The following is a 23506-nucleotide window of genomic DNA, read 5'->3' on the forward strand; positions in this document are numbered from 1 at the left end:
ATGCAACCTATATTTAGTATTTCTTGTCAACGCGTAAGTCTTAAAGACGTTGGCTGCGCCATCGCTTCATTCTTTTGTGGTTATAGTTTTGAAAACATGCCCTAGTACGAATGTTGTAGAGTCTAAACTGGTGAAGTCATTTGATTCCAGATGTTGAGAGAATCTCACCACTAAAAGCGTGAAAGAATCAAAAACAGAACTAGTGAGGATCATGTATAATTCAGAAGCAGCTTTGGAAAAAGCAAAAGTGCGTGTAGGTTTGGTAGGTACCGGGTATGCGGCAAAGTTTCGATCTGAGGCATTGCTCCATAATGAGGGAATGCGATCGCAGTTAATCGCAGCTGTTGGTCATACCGCAGAAACAACAGAAACCTTTGCTAAAGAGTACCAGATTGAAGCGTTAAGTTCTTGGCAAGAGTTAGTAGAGCGTGAAGATATAGACTTAGTGGTGATCTGCACTATCAACCGAGATCATGGTGCGATCGCTCGTGCAGCACTGAGTAGCGGCAAACATGTAGTTGTAGAATATCCTCTTTCGTTAGATGTAGTCGAAGCAGAAGAACTGATTGCCTTAGCCAAAGCACAACAAAAACTCCTGCACGTTGAACACCTAGAACTTTTGGGTGGTTTGCATCAAGCTTTGAAGCAAAACTTAGCCAAAATTGGTGAAGTTTTTTTTGTTCGCTACAGCACCATCAATCCCCAGAATCCTGCGCCCCGCAAATGGACTTATAACCACGAGTTGTTCGGTTTTCCCTTAATGGGAGCGCTGTCTCGCTTCCATCGTCTCACCGATTTATTTGGTAAAGTATTTACTGTTAACTGTCACCAGCGATATTGGGAAATAGAACCGGAATATTACCAAACCTGTTTCTGCACTAGTGAACTGTGCTTTGATAGTGGACTTTTAGCCCAAGTAGTGTATGGCAAAGGCGAAAGTATTTGGCAATCAGAACGCAAGTTTGAAGTTCACGGTGAAAAAGGTGGTTTAATTTTTGATGGCGACACTGGAATATTCATCCAGCCAGGGGAAACAACATCTATAGAGGTTGGACCTCGCCGGGGTTTGTTCGCCAAAGACACCACTATGGTGTTAGACCATCTTTTTGATGGCACTCCTTTGTACGTTACCCCAGAGGAGAGCTTGTATACCCTAAAGGTTGCTGATGCTGCACAAAGAGCTGCAAAGACAGGGTTAACTATGTTTATGAAAGATATCTAGATAAAAGTTAATGAAAACCGAACTAATTGTTATTTTATCCCAACGAGAATTAGACAAAATGCGTCAAGCTGGGCGTTTAGCAGCTAAACTTCTCCAGCATCTCGAACCGTTCGTGAAGCCAGGAGTTAGCACTCTTGAACTCAATGATGAAGCCGAACGTTGGACGCAAGCGCAGGGAGCAAAAAGCGCACCCCTTGGTTATAAGGGCTATCCTAAATCAATTTGCACCAGTGTAAATGAGGTAATTTGTCACGGCATTCCCAATGCCAAGGAAATTCTCAAAGATGGTGACATTATTAATATTGATGTAACGCCGATTGTTGAGGGTTATCACGGCGATACATCTAAGACATTCTTTGTCGGTACTCCTTCCCCAAAAACGAGAAAATTAGTAGAGGTGACAGAAGAGTGTTTGCGCTTGGGTATTGCTGAAGTAAAACCTGGGGCACGCATTGGCGATATTGGTGCAGCTATTCAAGAGTATGCTGAAGGACAAGGCTTTTCTGTAGTGCGAGATTTCGTTGGACACGGTATCAGTAACGTTTTTCACACTGCACCAGATGTTCCCCACTATGGTACACGCGGTAAGGGTAAGCGCCTCAGACCAGGGATGGTTTTTACTATTGAGCCAATGATTAACGAAGGTACTTACGAAGTCGAGGTTCTGGGCGATAAATGGACTGCTGTCACGCGCGATCGCAAGCTTTCTGCCCAATGTGAGCATACCTTAGCTGTAACTGAAGATGGCGTTGAAATCCTCACCCTACCTGAAGCTCCTGGCGATTAGAAATCGCGGCTATACAAAGGTTCGCGTAGCGTCTCGAACAGAAGTCCACCTCCGTGGACTAAGAGAAAATCAAAGGTTTTGTCTGTAAGGATAAATCTTTATGGTTTCAGCCACTATTAATACAAGTAATCTTAGCTTTGAGGCATTCGTTGCTGGCTATCTGGATGATGTACGCTACGAGTTAATCGACGGAGAACTAATCGACTTAGAACTCACTGGACTTCATGAACAGGTAGCTGGGTTAATTAATCGTAAGCTCAACGTAGTAATTGATCTGCTCAACTTGCCTTGGTTTATTCCTATGAAATGCCTGATTAAACCATTAGGTCAAAATTCAGCCTTTAGACCCAATGTTGTGATTTGTGAAACTCCATGTTTTAAACTGTTTCCTTTGCGCCTTTAGAGGAAACCAAATTCATACGTTTAATTAGCAACGTCGTTTTCTGATGGGGAAGTGATGAGGTAATTTTTTTACCCTCTAAGTTCAGGAGAAACTCATTAATGGCAGATATAACTCGTAACGGTACTAATGGCCCTGACACTCTAATTTACTCTAAGGAAAATGAATTTCTAGGAGATGATTTTCTTGCGAGTAGTTATTACGATCAAGTTTACATAAACGGATTAGACGGTGACGACATTATCGGCAGCGTTTCTTTTAGCAGCTTTATTATCAATGGCGGTGCTGGGAACGATACTATTTATGGGAATATTGGCTTCGATGTCATTCAAGGAGATGATGTCGATGGCGTTGCAGGCAACGATTACCTCTATGGGAAAGAGGACACTGATGGTCTGTTTGGCCTTGGTGGCAATGATTTACTCAATGGGGGTGCTGGCACCGATACTCTCTATGGAGGCGATGGCAACGATGTTTTCCAGTTCGACTCAGTTTCAGATAGTCAACCTGGTTTGTTACGTGATATTATCAAAGATTTTGTTGGAAACGGTAACTTACCAGGAGATCGAATCGATCTATCTAGCATAGACGCTTACACCACCATAAAAGGCGACCAAGCCTTCACTTACATTGGAACTCGCGCATTCACCGCAGCAGGTCAGATCCGTTATTTTGGAGGTATTGTCCAAGGTAACATTGATAGTAATCTAGCGGCTAATTTCGAGATTAAGCTTGAAGGATCACCACTACTAGTGGCAAGCGATATTATGGTTTAATAGACTTGTTGCAAAATTCCTTAACACCCCCACTTCTAAAAGCAAATTCTTGAGAGTGGGGTTCTTATTTTTGATTTCTGCAAGAAGTGAACACAAGTATATGGGAATAGAGTAAAATCCGATTCCAATCCTTACGATAACCGTAAAGGTAATTGCTTATCTAGTCTTATAATTATCTTCCCAACTTATTAGGAATACCTTCACAACCACCAGGAATAGTCCCTCTAGTTTTCTCACCACCCCAAGTGCAACAGTAGTTACGTGCAGACTCAGACATGCGCTGTACATTGGTGAAATCGGCATTTTCCACCACAGCGCCTGTGTGTTCGCCGGTTTGATAATTTGGTGGTTGAGTGCGACTACGGGGTGATGCTTTATCTACTACACCATAGAATAGGCGAATCCCATTGATGTCAGCACCACTGAGATTAGCATTATATAAAATAGTACGGGAGAGGTTAGCTTTTACTAAATCGCAATCGCTCAGGTTAGCGCGGACAAGATTAGCTTCGCTCAGGTCAGTCCAACGTAAATCAGTACCAGAAAGGTCTGCTGCGGCTAGCGTTACCCCTAAATCGATGACACGCACACCTTCTAGGCGGTCTTCTGCATATCCGCCACTGCCATCGAGAATGGCTCGACCTAATAGCCGATCGCGTTGTAAGGGTGAAAGCAACTTGGAACGTGAGAGAAAGCGGAGAATTTTTGCTTTACCACTGCCATCGACACTACTTAAAATTGCCGCAGTGCGTCCTTCGGCGATCGCTCTTTCTTGGGGCCAATCTTCTAATAATCCTTCTTGATCTAATACTAAGTCTGAAACGCCTTGAAAATAGGAATCAATTGTCTGCTGCTGGGTAATTATGTTTTGCTGAACTGTTAGCAGGTTTTGCTGAATTGTCAAGTCTTTGGAAATCACATATTGTCGCCACGCCACGTAAACGGCGATGACGGCGATCAGAATTTGCCCCAAAGCGCCAAACCATTCTGCGAGGGTTCCAGCAATGTCCCAGTTAATCTGGCGTCCCAAAATAAGCAAGCGATCGCCCACACCTGTAAACTTGATCAAGCCGATGATCGCTACTATTAGTCCCAAAATGGCAACAAACAGAGTGCGTTCTTGGGCTGAAAACCACTCGTATAATGCTTTTTGCAACCAAGGCAATAATATCGCTAGGGATAAGAGCAAAGTTATCAGCGTTCCGATAATGCCGACGATCCAGTTATTGAGGATAACTCCAATGAAGGTGATGGCGATCGCTATTAAAGTAACTAGCAATGCCCTCGGCTTAACTAAAAATTGCTTGGTAGTAGGTTGCTGAAAGTCAGAACGGGCTTGTTGGAGAGGAGTTGTATATTGTGGAGATTTCAAAGATGCGATCGCTGCTAGGGCTTGTTGTGTGGCTAGTACTTCTGAGCTTAGGTTCTTCTCAGTTGCACTCCCGTCAAAGTCATCCGGCTGCAAGTCGTTTTCGGGGATTGGTTCTGGGGTTGGTAGATTAGAGGAATTAGATTCAATCGTCATGTTTTCTATTTTGCCCCAGCAGATTCAGTTCAACATCTGTTTTATCAGAAATTGCACTAAATCAAAAATATTCATGTACCTGAGAAAGGCTAAATTTAGTAGTTTTCAATAGCATCAAGTAGACACAATTTTTAGAGTCACAACATTTAAATAGAAGCTGGCACTGGCAAGCATTTTTTGATCCCCTTTGTCCCGTATGCCCTCTGCCTTATGTTTGGTCTACAGTTTGAATTGTCAGCATTTGAGGGGGTGTAGCATCAGGTGGGTAGATAAAATCCACTTGTACTAGTCGCTGCTGGCCAGGGGATATTTTTAATTGAGCAAGCGGTTCTCCCATCTGTCCCCGTTGTTGAACTAAATGCCAGTATTGGGTTCTAGGTAAGCCATTATCGTCATTGTAGCGAATACGAACTGTGCCTCGAAAAAAGACGGATGGTTGGGGTGGTGAAAAAAAGCGAAGCCCTGGTTTACTTAACTGATCTTCTTTGATAGGCGTTTGGAAAAGCACTTTTATAGTTTGCGGCTTATCCGTATTGTTGATTAATGGTAGAGAGATGTTGTATTCAATGCCGTAGTTGCCGTGAGCTTCGTAAGCAGTACCAGGATAACGCGCCACTAATTTAGCCGTTTGGTTTTGTCCAGTACCCATTTTGCCTGCCAGAAGGGTACTTAAACCGTAGGAAAAAGCTTGTCCTGATTCGGGAATTGTCAGATATGAACTATTCTCGTTGGTAACTTGTACTTGCCAACGAGAGCCAACAGCTACCCCCGCTACTCGTCCGTAAATTTCTTTCGCCCCTGCAAGGTGATTGGGAGGACTGGGGGCAGGTTCACGAGGCCCAGCAAAATCACCATTTTCTAACAAATTCTCCCATTCTTTTAAAGTGGGCGCTCGTTCACTACCATCGGGATTGAATTTGGCAAACATGGCTAGATTCGCCATATAAACTGGACTATCACTATACAAACGCAATAAAGTAGAACGTCCATTCAATGGCGGGGTCAAAGAACGCACTGGAATGGGATGATTCATTAACATGCGGCTTTGTTTTGGTGGAATTACCAACTGGGCTGGCCATCCTGACTGCCGTCTGACTCGCAGCATATCATTCATCACGCGATCGCCTGGCCCTGCATAAATATTTCCCGAATTATTTTCTTGCATGGCGGGAAGTTTGATAAAAGGTGCATCAGGTTGACTAACATAACTAGCTGCTTGCAATATATTGACAGTTGCAGAGCGATCGCTTGGATTGTAAACAATCACCCCCAAATAAAGAGTCCGCAAATCATTTGGAGTCTCAATCGCTCTAGCAATATGGTGAGAAAATAAATCAAACCTTCCCTGAAATGGAAAGTTCAAGTGGGCGCTGGGCACTTTTTTGCCTTGAGGAGGAAATGTAGACAGCAGAATTCCTTCACTCTGAACTACTTCTGGATTATTACTGTTAAATACTGGTACTTCATCAAGATGTCCTGTTAAAGGTCTTGTTTGTTGGGGAATGAAGATTTCCTGTGGTGTAGGTGCAGGAGAAGGCGATGCTTGAGCCAAAAACAAATAGGAAAGAAAATTAAGCATTTATTCAAAAAGCAATTTATCGCTGAAGTTAAGAATACAGCATACCTAAATTGTCCTGACAGCGATGTCTACGACGGGCTACGCCAACGCTAGACCTGTTGCTCACCTGACTTTAACAGCCTGGAGCGATCGCTTTATTATGCTTACTCCTTCGAGGTGAATGAGTATTCTTCTAAGGACAATACTCTGCAATGCCAACGCATCGGCTAACAATGCCAACGCATCGGCTAACAATGCCAACGCATCGGCTAACAATGCCAACGCATCTACTAACAATGCCAACGCATCTACTAACAACGCCAACGCATCGGCTGACAATGCCAACGCATCTACTAACAATGCCAACGCATCCCCTTGCATTAAAAACGCTACAATTTTACGCAAAGCTGTACTAAGCTGTCGCGCCTACAAGTTGCACTTTTTGGACACCGTAATTCTTGATAAATCAAGAATGCTTTGGAGAAGTAAAGACGCGACAGCTTATCAAATGATAAAAATATATTGTGGGGTAGGCATCTTGCCCGCCCTGATTAATGAGCGTGCAGGATGTCCACCCCACAAAATTGATTAATGTATTTATCGTAATTTCCAGTCCTTTGCACGCAATTAAGGTGCAAGGGCATTACCCCGAATTAGACTACCAATGGTTTTGGCAGTAATTTTCAGTTGGGTGATGGGATTAGCTGGGACAACCGTCTTATACAGATAGCTATCGAATGTTAGCCGTTGTACATCAAGGTCATCACACATTTCCACAAACGCTTCGCGGGTGGCGTTGGAACGATAGAACACGGTTTGCAGAATGTCCAGCACCTTGTAAGTGAGTCCGTATCTTTTATCCCAACGCTTCAGGTAAACCTTCAGGTCGCCTTCTGTAGGAATACGGCTACCACTGTTAGATGTTTCTACAATGGTTTCGGCACACATCCGCCCAGATTTAGCGGCAAAATAAATACCTTCACCAGAAGACTTAGTAACGTAACCAGCAGCATCTCCCACTAAAGCGATGCGACCAACAACACGACGGGGACGGGGATGTTCAGGAATGGGGTGCGCTTCGACTTTGATGATTTTACCGCCTGCCAATTTCTCGGAAGCACGGGCGCGGATACCAGCTTGTAACTGTTTGATGCTGGCTTTATTGATGTGCATCGTACCAGTACCGACAGCTACGTGGTCATGTTTGGGGAAAACCCAAGCGTAGAAATCGGTAGAAACGTCATCACCGACATACATTTCGGCGAGGTCGTTGTAGTAGGCCATTTTGTCTTCGGGTAAGCGAATCCGCTCTTGGAAAGCGATCGCATAATTGTAATCCCCAGCGTCCATTTCTTTAGCAACGCGAGAATTAGCCCCATCTGCCCCAATAATTAAATCCACCTTCAGAGTTTTGGCAATACCCTGTGATATACCATCTGTGTGGTCAATGTAATGGATGGTATAGGGATCAGTATTGTTTCCTGGTATATCAAGTTTATGAACAGTAGCATTAATTAAATTTGCGCCGACTTTTGCCGCGCGATCGCGCAAAAAGCCATCCAGCACTTCCCGACGGCACATTCCTATATATTCATCTTCATTTATCAGATTAATATCAACCTCACGATTGGAAGGCGAAATCATTTTCATCTTCCGTACCCGGCGATCGATAATCTCTGGTGGTAAGTCAAATTCACTCACCATACATAGAGGAATTGCACCCCCACAAGGCTTTGCATTGTCTAGCTTCCGCTCAAACAGGTAGGTTTCAATCCCAGAGGCTGCCAGTGTTTCTGCGGCAGATGAACCAGCAGGGCCTGACCCAATAACAGCAACCCGTAGTGTCAAAGGTCTTTCTCCCAATCTTCACATTTACCGAGAGCATACTACCATGGTCTTTCTAGTGATTTGGCGCTTTTCCTCCAGGTTCCTGCACAAATGCAATATTCCTTAATGTTTCGATACGAAATAGGGATTGTGGATTGGATATTGAAATTGGGAAGAATGAAGAATATTGCCTAGTCTTTAGCCCCCAGTATGCAGCATTCTTTATTTGATTCTCTTAGCAGACAAGTCAGCGTTGGCGCAATTAGTGGCTATCAAAAGCATATTTCCCCATATAAAGGCTTTGTTTGCGCTCACCGCTTGTTATATGTCCGTGAATCTTGCTCTGGCTACTTCAAGCGGGTAGTTGCCAAGGAAGGGTCAAAAGCAGCTTTTGTTAATTCCCGTGAAAGATTTCAAGCTTACAAGCAAGCTAACCAAATTTTGCGAGCGCAAACCGAGAACTCGGAAGAATCTACCCAAAAGGAATCAGACACGCAGCAACGACAACAAGCATTTGGTAAAGTTGCTCAAAAATCCTCATTTATTAGCAGCAATAATACTTACTGTTTTGATTGTGCCGATTTGGGCTGCAATTGTGCCAATCTGGTTAGCATGACTCCTGATTGTGGTTCCCCGGATTGTGGTTCCCTAGATTGTAGTTGTGCTGACTGTAGCTTCCTCGATTGCGGCAGTTGTAGTAGCTAAAATCTTGGCTAAATCTTATTATCTCTAACTAACGACATATGCTATATGTAAGACACAGTAATCCTAGCAGGAAACTGTAGATTTAGTTGTAGAGGTACAGCCGCAGTGGGTATAGTAGTTGAGAATGTCTCTAAACAATTCGGGAGTTTCAAGGCAGTTGATCAGGTCAGCCTGGAAATTAAGAGTGGTTCGCTAGTTGCGTTGCTCGGCCCATCAGGATCAGGTAAATCTACGCTACTACGGTTAATTTCAGGTTTAGAAATGCCAGATAGCGGCAAAATCCTGCTTACCGGTAAGGACGCTACATACCAAAGCGTGCAACAGCGCAATATTGGCTTTGTGTTTCAGCACTATGCCCTATTTAAGCATCTAACTGTCAAGCAAAATATTGCCTTTGGCTTAGAAATTCGTAAGGCACAGCCAAAGAAAATTAAGGGGCGAGTAGAACAGTTACTAGAATTGGTGCAATTGAATGGATTAGGCGATCGCTATCCATCACAACTTTCTGGTGGTCAAAGACAACGGGTAGCATTGGCAAGGGCACTGGCAGTAGAACCTGAAGTATTACTGCTAGATGAACCCTTTGGCGCACTTGATGCTAAAGTCCGCAAAGACTTACGGGCATGGTTACGCCGCCTCCATGATGAGGTTCATGTTACCACAGTTTTTGTCACCCACGACCAAGAAGAAGCAATGGAAGTCTCCGATGAAGTTGTGGTGATGAATAAAGGGCGTGTGGAACAGGTAGGAACACCAGCAGAAATTTATGATAATCCTGCCACCGCATTTGTGATGAGCTTCATAGGCCCGGTGAATGTGTTACCCAGCAACTCCAAGATTTTTCAAAGTAGCGGATTTGATGCGCCACACCCACAAGTATTTTTGCGTCCACAAGATGTGATTTTGGAAAAGGTTTCTAACGGTTCTACTACACCTGCGACTGTGAGCCGTTTGATACATTTGGGTTGGGAAATTCAGGTAGAATTAACTTTCGATGATGGGCAAGTGGTGATGGCGCATTTAACACGCGATCGCTTCAACCAATTAGAATTAGAACCGAAACAACGGGTGTATGTAAAGCCAAAGGATGCCAAGTCCTTCCCTCTGTCTTATTCAATTTAGTTGGCAGTGCGGAAGTATTTATGCTTGCTGCTTTAGTCCGCAGCAGAAAAACGTTGCCAGAATATTTGCCAAATCCACCAGTAACCAGTGTAATCAGAGATAGATTGGACAAAAATGTACAAAAGCACCAGCCCAGTATCATACTGAGGCTGGTGCGCTGGCTTTTCACGGATTTTTTGTGAGAGGATGTTTGAAAAGTCCTCTTCTCGGTATCAAAAGTTTTAGATCCCTCTAAATCTCCCGATAAATTGGGAGACTTTGATTCCAGTTCCCCCCTTTTTAAGGGGGGTTAGGGGGGATCTAAAACTGCCTAAAGTCACAGCGAAACACTTTTCAAACAACCTCTGAGGACTAATTTAATCCTCTAACATTCGACTTTCTACATGGCACCGCTATATCTGCTCCTACTAGCAAGGAGTCAAATTAAACCTAATTCTATAAATTCCATTGAATCCAATTTGAGTTCGCTGCCCCGCAGCTACATTTGTAGCACGCGCTATCAAAGTTGTGTTGATACCGAAAACCGAATTCACTCGGCTAGCACACGCGTCTACTGTATCTCCTGTAATAGCTACATCTTTTACCCATCCACCTGAAGAGCCAGACGGGAAGTTTGCGTTTAGATCATTCGTAGATGGAATTACTTTCCCTTGAAACACTGGTCTAACCCTTAGAGCAGCAGTACCCCCCTGAGGCACATTTGTAAAACCAGAATACCTCAGGTTAATGGGCTGAACTTTGTAGCCTCTAGGTATATTAAGCCCAATTCTGAGATTGCAAGATTGTGATACAACTCTAGGAGATACAGCTGTAGCCTGAAATCGAGGGAAAGTTACAGACAGAGTATTTCCTACCAAACTTACTAGGGCATTTCCCGACGGGCAGCCATTTCCGAAAACAGTTACTGGAACACTTTCAAACTGAAATGCTGGTGTTTGAGCCTGTGCCTCAGATAAACCCACAACATTTAAACTCAGTAGCGTCAAACTGGAAATAAGAGCAGTTAAAACTTTCATATCTTTCATCTCAAATAAGGAGAGCTTCTCAGGTTTGTTGTCAATAACTATGTCTCAAGACACAGAGTCAAAAATTTCTTCAGAGGGATTGAAAGAAATCTTTCGATAAGTTGGTAAAGCAGCTTTACAAAGATCAGGTTTTGGGAAAAATTAAATGCAAAACTAACTATGCATTAAAAAAACCTAACAAGGATTAAAAGCAAACTTGATTTGGAACAATACAGGGCCGATTTCTGTATCTATTTTATCAATTCGGATTTTGGTTTCTTGATTAGTAGGTATATCTCTAGCTCTTGCCGTCAGATTTGTATTAATACCAAAAATCGAATTTACTGGGTTTTGACATGCATTTATTGTCCCTAATACAATATTTACATCTTTACTCCAAGTAGCTGATAAACCAGGCGCAAACGTTGCATTTGGATCATTAATAGTTTGAAGTTCTTGACCTTGAAAGAGTATTTTCACGTTCAGGTTAGCACTGCCTCCTGTAGGCACATCTGCAAAGCCAAGATACTTGACTTGAATCGGCTGAACGTTCAATCCAGAAGGTACATTAAGACCGATCCGCAGATTACAGGATGCTGATACAACCTTAGGAAGTGAAGCTTTAGCTTCAAACTCAGAAATTGTTATCGAAAGAGTATCTGCATCCAAAATTCCCTTTGCTGTTCCGTTTGGGCAGCCATTTCCGAAAAGAGTTACTGGAACTTCTTGAAGCTCAAATCCTGGTGTTTGAGCCTGTACCTGAGATAAACCCACAAGATTTAAACTCAGTAGCGTCAAACTGGAAATCATACCAGTTAAAACTTTCATCTAATAACTCCGCGAAAATCTGTAATCTCCTATGAATATTACATAGAATGTCAATCTCCTAATATACTTCTAGACATAAAAACTTTACCTGGCAAACTCTTTAAGTTTTGGGCATTTCTACGAATCATTAAATGTATGGAATACGCTCTGGTTAAAAAAGACAAAAACATGATGAAATAATCAATTTCTGACTTGGAAATTGTTTACCAGTATATTTCACTTATCAGAAAATAATTCAGGAGTCAGGACTTAGAATTCAGAATTGAATTCTGCACGAAAAATCAGATAACGCAGAGGTAGCGAGTCTACCAGCGAATGAATAAGTGAGTTTAAGACCCTAACTAAATCCTCTTCTTTGGAGACGCACTCGCGTTCGATTTAGTGTTGAACAATAAAATGGCGGAACTGAACTCCCCACTAATTGATTCTGACTCCTGAATTCTTACTTCTGAATTTTTCTTTAATTAAGAATTGCCCTCACAAAAAGAAGTTTTACAAACATTATACCATCAAACTATCAAAGGAAAATATATTTTACCTATCCAAAGACATATTTTTTGCAAATTGTGATTTCGTTAGATTTCTCAGCTACTTTGGCTTGACCTAACTATTGATCAAGACAGAAAGTCAAAGATTTATTCAGAGCGATTGGAAGAAACCTTTCAAAAAGTTGGTAAAGCAGCTTTACAAACAGCAGCTTTTGTAAAACATTAAATGCAAAACTGACTATACATTTAAAAAACCTAACAAGGATTAAAATCAAACTTGATTTGGAACAATACATCACCGATTGTTGTCTCGATTGGATCAATTCGGATTTGAGTTTCTTGATTTGCAGGTATATTTCTAGCGTTTGCCCTCAGAGTTGAATTGATACCAAAAACTGAATTCACTGCTCTGCTACATGCATTTATTGTGCGTGATTTAATATCTACAATTATGATTCCAGTATCTGAGAAGCCAGGCATAAAAGTTCTGTTTGGATTCTCGATAGGTTGAACTACTTCACCTGGAAAGACTACTTTAACGCTCGCGTCACCACTGCCTCCTCTAGGCACATCTTTAAAGACAAAATACTTGAGTTGAATCGGCTGAACGTTAAATCCAGAAGGTACATTCAGACCGATCCGGAAATTGCAGGATTTTGATACAACATTAGGGCGTGAAGCTTTAGCTTCAAGCGCAGAAAATGTTATTGAAAGAGTATCTCCATTCAAAACTCCCTGTATTGTGTTCGACGATGGGCAACCAGTCCCCGAAAAACTTACTGGAACATTTTGATTAAATATAAGTCCTGTTGTTTGAGCCTGTACCTGAGATAAACCCACAACATTTAAACTCAGTAGCGTCAAACTGGAAATCAGACCAGTTAAAGTTTTCATCTAACAACTCCGCAAAAATATGTGATCTTCTGTGAATATTAGATGCAATGTCAAACTCCTAAGATACTTCTAGACAAATATATTTTACCTATCCAAAGACAGATGTTTTGCAAATTGTGATTTACTTAGATTTATCAGCTACTTTGACTTAAGCTAACTATTTATCAAGACAGAGACTCAAAGGTTTCTTCAGAGCAATTGGAAGAAATATTTTGAAAAGTTGGTAAAGCAGCTTTTCAGGGAGCAGATTTTGGGAAAAATTAAATGCAAAAATTCTATGCATTTAAAAAACCTAACAAGGATTAAAAGCAAGCGTGATGTCTAGTGTATCAATTCGAATTTTAGTTTGTTGACCTAGAGGTATATTTGTAACTCTAGGCGTCAGAGCGAGAGCGGAATTGATACCAAAAACCGAACTCACTGGGTTCTTACATGCATTTATTGGGTTTAATACAAGACCTAAGTCTTTGCTCCAAACATCTAAAAAGCCAGCCGGAAACGTTCGGCTTGGATTATTGGTAGTTGCAACTTCTCTACCTTGAAAGAGTATTTTCACGTTCAGGTCAGCACTACCACCATTAGGCACATCTGCAAAGCCCGTATACTTGATGCTAATCGGCTGAAGGTTAAATCCAGAAGGCACAATCAGACCGCTCCGCAGATTGCATGATGCAACATTACGTGAAGGTTTAGCTTCAAATTCAGAAAATGTTATTGAAAGGGTATCTCTATTGAAAACTGCCTGGAATGTGCCCTGCGGGCAACCATTTCCTGTAAAAGTTACTGGAACATTTTGAAACTCAAATCCTTGTGTTTGAGCCTGTACCTGAGATAAACCCACAACATTTAAACTCAGTAATGTCAAACTGGAAATCAGACCAGTTAAAATTTTCATCTAATAACTCCGCAAAAATGTGTAATCTTCTGTGAATATTAGAGGATGTTGAAAAAGGATTTTTTGTAATATCAAAGCCTCAAAAACTTTTGTGAAAAACTAAATGCAAAACTGACTATACATTTAAAAAACCTAACAACGCTTAAAAGCAAACTTTATTTGGAACAATACATCTTTGATTGTTGTGTCGATTGTATTAATTCGGATTTGGGTTTCTTGATTTGCAGGTATACCTCTAGCTCTTGCAGTCAGAGTTGAATTGATACCAAAAACCGAACTGACTGGTCTACTACATGCATTTATTGTGTTTGCTATAATATCTATATTTTTGTTCCAAGTATCTGAAAAGCCAGCCGGAAACGTTTGGTTTGGATTATTGATAGTTTCAACACCTGCACCTTGAAATGATATTTCAACCCTCAGATCAGCACTGCCTCCTGTAGGCACATCTGCAAAGCCAAGATACCTGACGCTAATCGGCTGAACGTTAAATCCAGAAGGTATATCAAGACCGAACCGCAGATTGCAGGATGCTGATACAACTTTAGGAGATGAAGCTTTAGCTTCAAACCGAGAAAATGTTACTGAAGCAGTATCTCCATTCAAAACTAGCTGTGCTGTTCCGTTTGGGCAACCATTTCCGAAAAAAGTTCCACCAATTTGTTGAAACTTAAATCCTGTTGGTGTTTGAGCCTGTACCTGAGATAAACCCACAACATTTAAACTCAGTAGCGTCAAACTGGAAATTAGACCAGTTAAAATTTTCATCTAATAACTCCGCAAAAATGTGTAATTTCCTGTGGATATTAGCTGCAATGTCAAATTCCTAAAATACTTCTACAAAAACAAATTTTACCTAGTAGCCTTTTCCAGGTTTGAGGATTTATAGCTGTTCTTAATTGTCTGCAATACGCTCAGCTTAAGGGAGACAGAAATAGAATAAAATAATCAATTTCTGACTCAGAAATTATTTATCAACGTATTTCACTTATCAGAAAATAATTCAGGAGTCAGGATTTAGAATTCAAAATTGAATTCTATATAACTGAGGAACAGCGCACCCGTAGCGAGTCTACAGGTCATGAAAAAATGGATTTAAGACCCCATTAAATCTTCTCTTTTGGAGACGCACTCGCCTTCGATTTAGTAGTCAACAATAAAATAACGGGACTTAACCCCCCAGTATTTGATTCTGACTCCTGAATTCTTACTTCTGAATTCTGCTTCAATTCCGAATCGCCCTCATAATAAGCCTTGATAAAATTCAAAATCACAGAAAAATATATTTTACCTATGCAAAGACTGACGTTTTACAAACTGTGATTTCGTTAAATTTTCAGCTACTTTGACTTGACTTAACTATTTATCAAGACAGAGATTCAAAGATTTATTGAGAGCGATTGGAAGAAATCTTTCGATATAGTTGGTAAAACAGCTTTATAGGAAGTAGCTTTTAGGAAAAATTAAATGCAAAACTAACTATGCATTTAAAAAACCTAACAAGGATTATACTCAAACTTGATTTCGAACAATACAGGGCCGATTGTTGTGTCGATTGTATCAATTCGGATTTGGGTTTCTTGACCTGAAGGTATATTTGTACCTCTTGCCGTCAGAGTTGAATTGATACCAAAAACTGAACTCACTGGGTTCTTACATGCATTTATTGGATTTAATGTAATACCTACATTTTTGTTCCAGACATCTGAGAAGCCAGACTTAAACGTTTGGTTTGGATTATTGTCAGGTGGAACTTCTCTACCTTGAAAGAATATTTTCACATTCAGATCAGCACTGCCTGCTGTAGGCACATCTGCAAAGCCAGAATAGTTAACGCTAACCGGTTGAACGTTAAATCCAGAAGGTACACTCAGACCGATCCGCAGATTGCAGGATTTTGAAATAACCTTAGGACGTGGAGCTTTAGCTTCAAATTCAGAAAATGTTATTGAAAGGGTATCTCCATTGAAAACTGCCTGTACTGTTTTCGCCGATGGACAGCCAGTTCCCGAAAAACTTACTGGAACATTTTGAATTTCAAGTCCTTGAGCCTGTACCTGAGATAAACCCACAACATTCAAACTCAGTAGCGTCAAGCTGGAAATCAGACCAGTTAAAATTTTCATACTTTTAGACTCCGCGAAAACATGTAATTTCCTGTACAAATTAGCTGCAACTTAAAATTCCCTGAGATCCTTCTACACAATTGAATTTTATCCAACAGCCTGTTGGGGACTTATAGCAGTTCTTAATTGTCTGCAATACGCTTTGGTTAAAGCAGAGAGAAATAGGATACAATAATCGATTTCTGGCTCTGAAATTATATTATCAGCGTATTTCATTTATTTAAGAATTGCCATTTGGTTGCCAATACTATTTTTAACAACAGATAACCAAAGATTTCTTCAGAGCAATTGGAAGAAATCTTTGGATAAGTTTGGTAAAGCAACTTTAGAGGATGTTTTAAAACGGTATTTTGCTCTCATGATAAAGCACGGTGAAGCATCTCAGTATATGGCTGAAATCGTATTTTTTTCGTCGCACTTGATCTAAGACAGAATGGTAAAACTATAATACCTTCTGGAACTTTTAAAACATCCTCTTAGAGGCATCAGCTTTTGTGAAAAATTAAATGCAGATTCTGCATTTAAAAATCTAGCAAGGATTAAAAGCAAACTTGATTTTGAATAATACAGGACCGATTGTTGTGTCGATTGTATCAATTCGGATTTGGGTTTCTTTATTTGCAGTTACATTTGTAGCTCTTGCCGTCAGATTTGTATTGATACCAAAAATTGAACTCACTGGCTTCTTACATGCATTTATTGTACCTAATGTAATACCTACATTTTTGTCCCAGACATCTGAGAAGCCAGCGTTAAACGTTGCGTTTGGATTGTTGTTAGTTGGAACTATTTTACCTTGAAATAGTATTCTAACGTTCAGGTTAGCACTGCCTCCTGTAGGCACATCTGCAAAGCCAAGATACTGGACGTTAATCGGCTGAACATTCAATCCAGAAGGTACATTAAGACCAATCCGTAGATTGCAGGATGCGGATACAACCTTAGAAGGTAAAGCTTTAGCTTCAAACTTAGAAAATGTTACTGAAAGAGTATCTCCCTCCAAAAATCCCACTGCTGTTTTCGCCGGGCAACCATTTCCGAAAAGAGTTACTGGAACTGGTGTTGTATCTGGAAAAGTAAGTCCTGGTGGTGTTTGAGCCTGCACCTGAGATAAACCGACAACATTTAAACTCAGTAGTGTCAAGCTGGAAATCAGACCAGTTAGAATTTTCATATTTTTCGACTCCGCAAAGACGTGTAATTTCTGGACATGAGCTGCGACTTAAAATTCCTAAGATACTTCTACGCAAAGGAATTTTACCCAGCAGCCTGTTTGAGGTTTGGGGACTTTTAGCAGTTATTAAATATGTGCAATACGCTCTGTTAAAGCATACAGAAGCATGATAAAACAATCAATTTCTAGTTTGGAAATTAATTACTTATCACCGTATTTCACTTATCAGACAAGAATTCAGGAGTTAAAATTGCCAATCTAGAATTTAATTCTGTACAACTGGGGTAGCTACCCTACGAGCGGATGAATAAATGGTTTAAGGCGGCGACTAAATTGCTCGCGTAGCGTCTCCAAAGGAGAAGATTTAATGGTCAACTACAAATAGGCGGGTCTTAATCCCCCACTAATTGATTTTGACTCCTGAATTCTGACTTCTGAATTTTTCCATTGACAATTGCTCTTTAACAAGCCTCAATAAAATAATAAGTCCTCTGAGAAACATTTTATATCTATCTAAAGGAATAGATAAAGTAAATTTTAACAAATTATTACGTAAAAGTACTTAGGTATGTAGCAGTGAGACAGCGCTCTTGGTAGGGCTTATCTGAGCAGCTACTTGCTGTACTTAGGGAGGCCCCAAGTAGATGAGGTAGTGGGTTCCAGGGGTTGCCCCCGTTGTAGCAACTGCTCTCACATGGCGTCAGCCGAACTCGGTAGGGAACTAGACGCCCTTACGTAACTAACGCAAGGCTTACGAGCATCAGTGCTTGTCCTCAGACATTGCTATTACCTAAGATCCTTTCAACAGCTATTTGGCGTCGTTCAAGGTAAACTAATCTTTTAAAATCTGGATTTCATCAAGTTGATTAATCACCACATCTGCACCTCGGACGTTATCCGACTTACCCACCCAAGTGATACCAATACAACCTGCGGCTTTAGCATCACGCGCCATTTGCATATCACCGATGGAATCACCCACCATCAATGTAGTGCCTGGTTGGACTCCCAAAGCTTGGCAAGCTTGCAAAAATAGCACTGGATCTGGTTTACTTGGCCCCTCATCTACTCCCATTTCCAACTCGATATAATCATTTAATTGGTGATTCTCTACAAAGTTATGTACTTCATCACTTGTTGCTGCGGAGAGGATACCAAGTTTCAAACCCCCTTTCCGTAGGTATTTCAACAAGTCTAAGCTACCCACAAACAGGGGTGAAGGAGTTTTTTCAATGTATTTTTCCGCTTCATCCAAAACTTGACGGGCTATTTTTAAGGATTCAAACCATCCTCTACCTGTTTCGGCAATATATGCCGCAGCCGCAACTTCTGTTTCACGGCGACTCGCTACCGATATCAAACCCGCCGGATCGAGAATATTCCCATTGATGCCAAATGCCATTAGTAGCGGTTCCCCAATACCGGGAACTTGAGCGTCTATCAACCTGGCTGCTCTTTGTGCAAGCGATCGCAAATACGTTTCTGAATCTTCTAGAGTACCGTTTTTGTCAAACAAAATTGCCTGGATATTATCAAAAGTGATGTTTCTACATTTAATAGTTGCCACAATATTTCATTCCATTTATTTAGTTAAAAGTGAAGAGTTATGAGTTATTATACTTAACTCCTAACCGTTACCAATTTTCCACATAAAAAAAGAGGGAAAAACCCTCTTTATATAATTATTTAATACTCTTACTTAAAAAGAAGTAAAACTATAAATGTATTATTCTTCAATAGCTGCTGGAATTCCCTCTTCAGTTTCCGCGGCTGCTGGAATTTCTTCTTCAGTTTCCGTGGCTGCTGGAATTTCTTCTTCAAGTTCTGCTGCCGGTGGAATATCTTCGTCAAGTTCCGCTGCTGGTGGAATATCTCCGTCAAGTTCCGCTGCTGGTGGAATATCTTCGTCAAGTTCCGCTGCTGGTGGAATATCTTCATCAAGTTCCACTGCTGGTGGAATATCTTCTTCTGCTACAACTTCCGCAGGTGTAGCAGCCGCAGCAGTAGCACCTTGTTGCTTGGCTAACAGTTGCTCACGATACTTAGCAGCCATTTCTTCTGCTTTATCGTAGACCAAATCCCGGTTTTTAATCATGTCGCCGGGTTCGGGTTCTAGCTGCTTGGTAGATAGGGAAATGCGACCCCTTTCTGCATCCAAGTCAATGATCATAACTTTTACTTCATCATTGACATTGAACACGCTATGAGGTGTATCAATATGTTCGTGGGAAATCTCAGAAATGTGCAGTAGACCACTGACGCCGCCAATGTCGATGAAAGCACCGTAGGGCTTGATGCCACGAACTGTACCAATTACTACTTCACCGACTTCTAGGCGGTTCATCTTACGTTCAACCAACGCCCGACGGTGAGATAGAACTAAGCGGTTACGTTCTTCGTCCACCTCTAGGAATTTCAATGGCAAATCTTCGCCAACCAATTCTTCTTTAGGTTTGCGGGTACTGATATGGGAGCCGGGGATAAAGCCACGTAATCCCTCAATCCGTACCAATGCTCCACCGCGATTGGTTGCAAATACGCCAGAACGGACAGTAGCATCTTCTGCTTGCAGCTGCCGCACGCGCTCCCAAGCCCGCATATACTCAATACGGCGAATGGAAAGGGTTAATTGACCATCTTCGTTTTCATCGGTAAGGATGAAAAATTCGCGCGTTTCATTTGACTGTAAGACTTCTTCCGGGCTATCCACCCGGTTAATAGACATTTCTTGTATAGGAATATATGCTGCGGTTTTAGCACCAATGTCAATCAGAGCGCCGCGCGGCTCTATACTGAAAACTGTTCCTGGTACAACATCACCAGGGCTAAAATGATAATCGTATTTGTCAAGTAGAGCAGCGAAATCTTCGTGAGTGAATCCAATTTCTGTAGCGGTTAAATTCTGATTGACCATGCTGATTTGTTCCTGGTTCTAGTCTCCGTAAAGGTTGTGCGACAAGGGCAATGTGCTATGCAAACAGTTTTATGGCAGCTTACATTAACATCCATTTTCATCCTAGCGCAGAAAAGCTAGTATTAACACATATCTACTCCCAAGATTGGAAATTATATCACAATCTAAAAATGATTGGTCATTTACTTAGTAGTTAGAACCAAAAAAGGACAGATACAATAATATCCGTTGCTACTAGGGATCGTAGCAACGGATACTAAGATTAAATCCGCTTAAAGGTCTGGTATATAGGATCTACTTATCTTTTGGTTTCTCAAAACGAGGTGGTTCACGAAATGCGATCGCAAAAAAGAGAGTACCTATACACAGAGTAAAAATCAAGATGTACGCAACGCTTTCCATATTACGATTTCCTGCCTATAGAGCCAGTAATTAAACTTTTTAGTGCTGAGTCAGAGCCTTAACTCATAACTCAGCACTGAAATTAGAGAGCTTCCTTCCGGCGGGTTGACTTGTCACCCACTTTCTGGAATAGACCCCACTCAACTTGCTCTTCTAGATCGGCATCAACACCAGCAAATACGTCTCGGTAGATTGTCCGAGAGCCATGCCAGAGATGACCAAAGAAGAACAAGAGAGCAAATACTGCATGTCCAAAGGTAAACCAACCTCTAGGACTGGTGCGGAATACACCATCAGAGTTCAAGGTTTCCCGGTCAAATTCAAAAATTTCACCGCCTTGAGCTTTACGGGCATACTTCTTCACATCAGCTGGTTCTGTAAAGGTTTTACCATTGAGATCGCCACCATAGAAGCTGACAGTGACACCAGTTTGCTCGAAGCTATACTTAGATTCTGCCCGGCGGAAGGGAATGTCAGCGCGGACAATTCCATCTGCATCGGTCAAAATCACTGGGAAGGTTTCAAAGAAGTTGGGGAGACGACGCACTTTCAATTCGCGTCCTTCAGAATCTTTGAATACGGCGTGACCTTGCCAAGATTGAGCAATGCCATCACCCTTAACCATCGGCCCTGTACGGAATAGACCGCCTTTAGCGGGGCTATTACCGACGTAATCATAGAAAGCCAGCTTTTCGGGAATCTGCGACCAAGCTTGTTCAAGGGTTGCACCTTGGGCAACACTTGTTTGGACGCGCTGCTGAATTTCTTGACCGAAGTAGCCCTGATCCCATTGATAGCGGGTTGGGCCAAACAATTCGATGGGAGTGGCGGCGTTACCGTACCACATAGTACCAGCAACAACGAAAGCAGCAAAGAAAACTGCTGCAATACTGCTAGAAAGTACTGTTTCAATGTTACCCATCCGTAGGGCTTTGTAGAGCCGTTCGGGAGGTCTAACTGTGAGGTGGAATAAGCCTGCAATAATACCAACAACGCCAGCAGCAATGTGGTGAGCCACAATACCACCAGGGTTATATGGGTTAAAACCGTCTGGGCCCCATTCTGGTGCGACTGCTTGCGCGGCTCCAGTTATACCGTAGGGGTCAGTAACCCACATGCCTGGGCCAAATAGTCCGGTGAGGTGAAAAGCACCAAATCCAAAACAAAGTAGACCAGATAAGAACAGGTGAATGCCAAACATTTTTGGCAAATCTAGGGCAGGTTCACCAGTGCGGGGATCTCTAAAGAGTTCCAAATCCCAGTAAACCCAGTGCCAAACGGCAGCTAAGAACAAAAGACCGGAAAGACCGATGTGAGCCGCAGCAACGCCTTCAAATGACCAGAAGCCAGGATCGGTTGCTGGGCCACCAGTAACGTTCCAACCACCCCAAGATTGGGTAACGCCCAAACGTGACATGAAGGGTAGAACGAACATCCCTTGACGCCACATGGGATTGAGAACCGGATCGCTAGGGTCAAAAACAGCCAGTTCGTAGAGTGCCATCGAACCAGCCCAGCCTGCTACTAAGGCTGTGTGCATTAAGTGTACAGAAATCAGCCGTCCTGGATCATTCAGAACGACTGTATGTACTCGGTACCAGGGTAGTCCCATCGACTACGCTCCTCCTCGATGAGTTAGTTTACAAAGCAATTTTCTTACTGAGATTCTGAGAAACGAAATTCGCCACTCAGAAAACTCTCTCTTGTTTTTTGTTATTGCCATAGCCAGAACCTTACCACAGCTTAGTCTTATAAGTTAGACAGTGTGGGTGCTTTGGCAATGCTTACTCGCTTCGGGAGGTTTACCTTGTAGGGTAGCCACCGCCAAGCAAAAAATGAGAATGTTTTAAAAAGTGTAACTATTGATGGAATTGTTTGCAAGCGTGTAAATTGATGCGATCGCGTAGCATGTCCAAGTTTTTTCGCTACCAATCGCTGTCGGGGATTAAATTTTCTTATCTTTTCTTTATGAGGGGAGTGGGGGAACAAGAGGAGGGGACAAGAATAATTATGTTGTTATGTTACTTGGCTTATTCCCTACTCCCTACTTCCCACTATCTACTGAACCACCAATTGGATGTTTTGTAGTTGACATTTCGTCTCAGCCGTACCCAGGCGTTCAATTACCTGTTCAGCGCTCATCAGACGCTTGAGTACTACTTGGCCTATGGTCTGACTCGCAATTTCTGGTGTTGTTGGCTTCACTTCCACGGTTAAAACGGCTTCTTCAACTCGATAAAGCCATAGCAATTCGTTTTGTTCGACTAAACAAATATTCATTCGCTGAATATCTGGTTGGCGTCGCCATGCGGTTATTTGCCAGAGTCCATCAGATGCCCAGACTCTCGCAACTGCCCATCCCTCAGATAGAAAGAAATATTTCACGCTCTTAGTCTCACTATTAGACTTTCAATCTGCTGTTTACAATATCGCGATCACTTTCTTCGCTGATGTATAAACACTCTTATTTGCTAAGTAAAACCATGTAGCCGTTTTCTACGAAAAACAACTCCACAGTTATCTGTACCCAAGTAGCAACAGGCAAAGTTTTAATGTACACTACTTGACTTACGGTCAAAGCTTAACAAATATATTCACTAGTAATTATGAATTTACGACAAATTTAGGAAATGTTTAAAATTTTAATTAAATAAAAATCTTTCATTATTTAACGAATGCTAAAGTTTATTTTTTTGTTAATAATTTTTTGTAACAAATAGTGCGTAGGCGTAGCCCGTTGTAGACATCGCACAGTAATAAACTTAACTATAGCAATTGTAGCTAAGTTGTGAAAATTAACGAACCGCCTTTCCTTCGGAACGCTACGCGAACGCGCAGCCTCTCGTAGAGAAGAGCGCC

The 23506-nt window shown here is 41.7% G+C and carries 22 protein-coding genes; 6 read left to right on the forward strand and 16 right to left on the reverse strand.

The genetic code is table 11. The features are described from left to right. Window positions 1–211 precede the first annotated feature (211 nt). The 4 genes from LC608_RS05995 (at window position 212) to LC608_RS06010 (ending at window position 3185) form a co-directional block, all read left to right on the forward strand. On the forward strand, window positions 212–1222 hold the full coding sequence (locus LC608_RS05995; RefSeq protein WP_229552659.1) for a Gfo/Idh/MocA family protein: 1011 nt from the start codon (window positions 212–214) through the stop codon (window positions 1220–1222). Between the two features lie 10 nt (window positions 1223–1232). Continuing rightward, window positions 1233–2009, forward strand: a complete 777-nt coding sequence (gene map, locus LC608_RS06000) for a type I methionyl aminopeptidase (RefSeq protein WP_229552660.1) — start codon at window positions 1233–1235, stop codon at window positions 2007–2009. Window positions 2010–2109: 100 nt separating this feature from the next. Continuing rightward, window positions 2110–2412: a Uma2 family endonuclease gene (locus LC608_RS06005; RefSeq protein WP_229552661.1), complete on the forward strand. Its 303-nt coding sequence runs from the start codon at window positions 2110–2112 to the stop codon at window positions 2410–2412. A 98-nt stretch (window positions 2413–2510) separates the two neighbouring features. After that, window positions 2511–3185: a calcium-binding protein gene (locus tag LC608_RS06010; protein ID WP_229552662.1), complete on the forward strand. Its 675-nt coding sequence runs from the start codon at window positions 2511–2513 to the stop codon at window positions 3183–3185. A 172-nt stretch (window positions 3186–3357) separates the two neighbouring features. Here the strand turns inward: LC608_RS06010 and LC608_RS06015 are convergent, their stop codons facing one another. From LC608_RS06015 to chlP, 4 genes are all read right to left on the reverse strand, one after another. Beyond that, window positions 3358–4710: a pentapeptide repeat-containing protein gene (locus LC608_RS06015; RefSeq protein WP_229552663.1), complete on the reverse strand. Its 1353-nt coding sequence runs from the start codon at window positions 4708–4710 to the stop codon at window positions 3358–3360. A 208-nt stretch (window positions 4711–4918) separates the two neighbouring features. Beyond that, window positions 4919–6289, reverse strand: coding sequence for a DUF3370 domain-containing protein (locus LC608_RS06020; protein WP_229552664.1), 1371 nt, complete (start codon window positions 6287–6289; stop codon window positions 4919–4921). A 102-nt stretch (window positions 6290–6391) separates the two neighbouring features. Beyond that, a complete protein-coding gene (locus LC608_RS06025) occupies window positions 6392–6673 on the reverse strand; it encodes a hypothetical protein (protein ID WP_229552665.1) in 282 nt (93 codons plus the stop codon). A gap of 222 nt (window positions 6674–6895) precedes the next feature. Then, on the reverse strand, window positions 6896–8116 hold the full coding sequence (gene chlP / locus LC608_RS06030; RefSeq protein ID WP_229552666.1) for a geranylgeranyl reductase: 1221 nt from the start codon (window positions 8114–8116) through the stop codon (window positions 6896–6898). Between the two features lie 189 nt (window positions 8117–8305). On the opposite strand from chlP, the gene yidD reads away from it, so the two are divergent. Next, on the forward strand, window positions 8306–8800 hold the full coding sequence (gene yidD / locus LC608_RS06035; RefSeq protein WP_229552667.1) for a membrane protein insertion efficiency factor YidD: 495 nt from the start codon (window positions 8306–8308) through the stop codon (window positions 8798–8800). Between the two features lie 105 nt (window positions 8801–8905). Then, on the forward strand, window positions 8906–9922 hold the full coding sequence (locus tag LC608_RS06040; protein ID WP_229552668.1) for a sulfate/molybdate ABC transporter ATP-binding protein: 1017 nt from the start codon (window positions 8906–8908) through the stop codon (window positions 9920–9922). 407 nt (window positions 9923–10329) lie between these two features. Here the strand turns inward: LC608_RS06040 and LC608_RS06045 are convergent, their stop codons facing one another. The 12 genes from LC608_RS06045 to LC608_RS06100 form a co-directional block, all read right to left on the reverse strand. Next, window positions 10330–10938 carry a DUF4360 domain-containing protein gene (locus tag LC608_RS06045; RefSeq protein WP_229552669.1) on the reverse strand — a complete coding sequence of 203 codons (609 nt, stop codon included), beginning with the start codon at window positions 10936–10938 and terminating at the stop codon, window positions 10330–10332. 183 nt (window positions 10939–11121) lie between these two features. Continuing rightward, window positions 11122–11754 (reverse strand): DUF4360 domain-containing protein, encoded by a 633-nt coding sequence (locus LC608_RS06050; protein ID WP_229552670.1) that lies wholly within the window; start codon window positions 11752–11754, stop codon window positions 11122–11124. Window positions 11755–12497: 743 nt separating this feature from the next. Further along, window positions 12498–13136, reverse strand: a complete 639-nt coding sequence (locus LC608_RS06055; RefSeq protein ID WP_229552671.1) for a DUF4360 domain-containing protein — start codon at window positions 13134–13136, stop codon at window positions 12498–12500. 292 nt (window positions 13137–13428) lie between these two features. Continuing rightward, on the reverse strand, window positions 13429–14031 hold the full coding sequence (locus LC608_RS06060) for a DUF4360 domain-containing protein (protein WP_229552672.1): 603 nt from the start codon (window positions 14029–14031) through the stop codon (window positions 13429–13431). A 132-nt stretch (window positions 14032–14163) separates the two neighbouring features. Next, entirely contained in the window at window positions 14164–14799 is a 636-nt protein-coding gene (locus LC608_RS06065) for a DUF4360 domain-containing protein (protein WP_229552673.1), read from the reverse strand. A 728-nt stretch (window positions 14800–15527) separates the two neighbouring features. Next, entirely contained in the window at window positions 15528–16157 is a 630-nt protein-coding gene (locus LC608_RS06070) for a DUF4360 domain-containing protein (RefSeq protein WP_229552674.1), read from the reverse strand. A gap of 529 nt (window positions 16158–16686) precedes the next feature. After that, a complete protein-coding gene (locus tag LC608_RS06075) occupies window positions 16687–17331 on the reverse strand; it encodes a DUF4360 domain-containing protein (protein WP_229552675.1) in 645 nt (214 codons plus the stop codon). Between the two features lie 832 nt (window positions 17332–18163). Continuing rightward, complete coding sequence (locus tag LC608_RS06080; protein ID WP_229552676.1) at window positions 18164–18898, reverse strand: HAD family hydrolase; 735 nt, start codon at window positions 18896–18898, stop codon at window positions 18164–18166. Between the two features lie 159 nt (window positions 18899–19057). Further along, window positions 19058–20245: a 30S ribosomal protein S1 gene (locus LC608_RS06085; RefSeq protein ID WP_229552677.1), complete on the reverse strand. Its 1188-nt coding sequence runs from the start codon at window positions 20243–20245 to the stop codon at window positions 19058–19060. 294 nt (window positions 20246–20539) lie between these two features. Further along, the gene (locus LC608_RS06090; protein WP_084227385.1) at window positions 20540–20647 is read right to left on the reverse strand and encodes a photosystem II reaction center protein T; all 108 of its coding nucleotides are present in this window, start codon (window positions 20645–20647) and stop codon (window positions 20540–20542) included. Between the two features lie 82 nt (window positions 20648–20729). Continuing rightward, a complete protein-coding gene (gene psbB, locus LC608_RS06095) occupies window positions 20730–22259 on the reverse strand; it encodes a photosystem II chlorophyll-binding protein CP47 (protein ID WP_229552678.1) in 1530 nt (509 codons plus the stop codon). A gap of 446 nt (window positions 22260–22705) precedes the next feature. Then, entirely contained in the window at window positions 22706–23032 is a 327-nt protein-coding gene (locus LC608_RS06100; RefSeq protein WP_229552679.1) for a hypothetical protein, read from the reverse strand. Window positions 23033–23506: the final 474 nt, after the last annotated feature.

The organism is Nostoc sp. XA010 (assembly GCF_020829625.1).
Classification (GTDB): Bacteria; Cyanobacteriota; Cyanobacteriia; order Cyanobacteriales; family Nostocaceae; genus Nostoc.

Coding starts and splice junctions, on each gene's coding strand:
- LC608_RS06075 (WP_229552675.1), bottom strand. CDS start 17,331: ATGAAAATTCTAACTGGTCTGATTTCCAGCTTGACACTACTGAGTTTA.
- LC608_RS05995 (WP_229552659.1), top strand. CDS start 212: ATGTATAATTCAGAAGCAGCTTTGGAAAAAGCAAAAGTGCGTGTAGGT.
- LC608_RS06090 (WP_084227385.1), bottom strand. CDS start 20,647: ATGGAAAGCGTTGCGTACATCTTGATTTTTACTCTGTGTATAGGTACT.
- LC608_RS06010 (WP_229552662.1), top strand. CDS start 2,511: ATGGCAGATATAACTCGTAACGGTACTAATGGCCCTGACACTCTAATT.
- LC608_RS06065 (WP_229552673.1), bottom strand. CDS start 14,799: ATGAAAATTTTAACTGGTCTAATTTCCAGTTTGACGCTACTGAGTTTA.
- yidD (WP_229552667.1), top strand. CDS start 8,306: ATGCAGCATTCTTTATTTGATTCTCTTAGCAGACAAGTCAGCGTTGGC.
- LC608_RS06020 (WP_229552664.1), bottom strand. CDS start 6,289: ATGCTTAATTTTCTTTCCTATTTGTTTTTGGCTCAAGCATCGCCTTCT.
- psbB (WP_229552678.1), bottom strand. CDS start 22,259: ATGGGACTACCCTGGTACCGAGTACATACAGTCGTTCTGAATGATCCA.
- LC608_RS06050 (WP_229552670.1), bottom strand. CDS start 11,754: ATGAAAGTTTTAACTGGTATGATTTCCAGTTTGACGCTACTGAGTTTA.
- LC608_RS06085 (WP_229552677.1), bottom strand. CDS start 20,245: ATGGTCAATCAGAATTTAACCGCTACAGAAATTGGATTCACTCACGAA.
- LC608_RS06045 (WP_229552669.1), bottom strand. CDS start 10,938: ATGAAAGTTTTAACTGCTCTTATTTCCAGTTTGACGCTACTGAGTTTA.
- LC608_RS06070 (WP_229552674.1), bottom strand. CDS start 16,157: ATGAAAATTTTAACTGGTCTGATTTCCAGCTTGACGCTACTGAGTTTG.
- LC608_RS06005 (WP_229552661.1), top strand. CDS start 2,110: ATGGTTTCAGCCACTATTAATACAAGTAATCTTAGCTTTGAGGCATTC.
- LC608_RS06055 (WP_229552671.1), bottom strand. CDS start 13,136: ATGAAAACTTTAACTGGTCTGATTTCCAGTTTGACGCTACTGAGTTTA.
- map (WP_229552660.1), top strand. CDS start 1,233: ATGAAAACCGAACTAATTGTTATTTTATCCCAACGAGAATTAGACAAA.
- LC608_RS06060 (WP_229552672.1), bottom strand. CDS start 14,031: ATGAAAATTTTAACTGGTCTGATTTCCAGTTTGACATTACTGAGTTTA.
- LC608_RS06015 (WP_229552663.1), bottom strand. CDS start 4,710: ATGACGATTGAATCTAATTCCTCTAATCTACCAACCCCAGAACCAATC.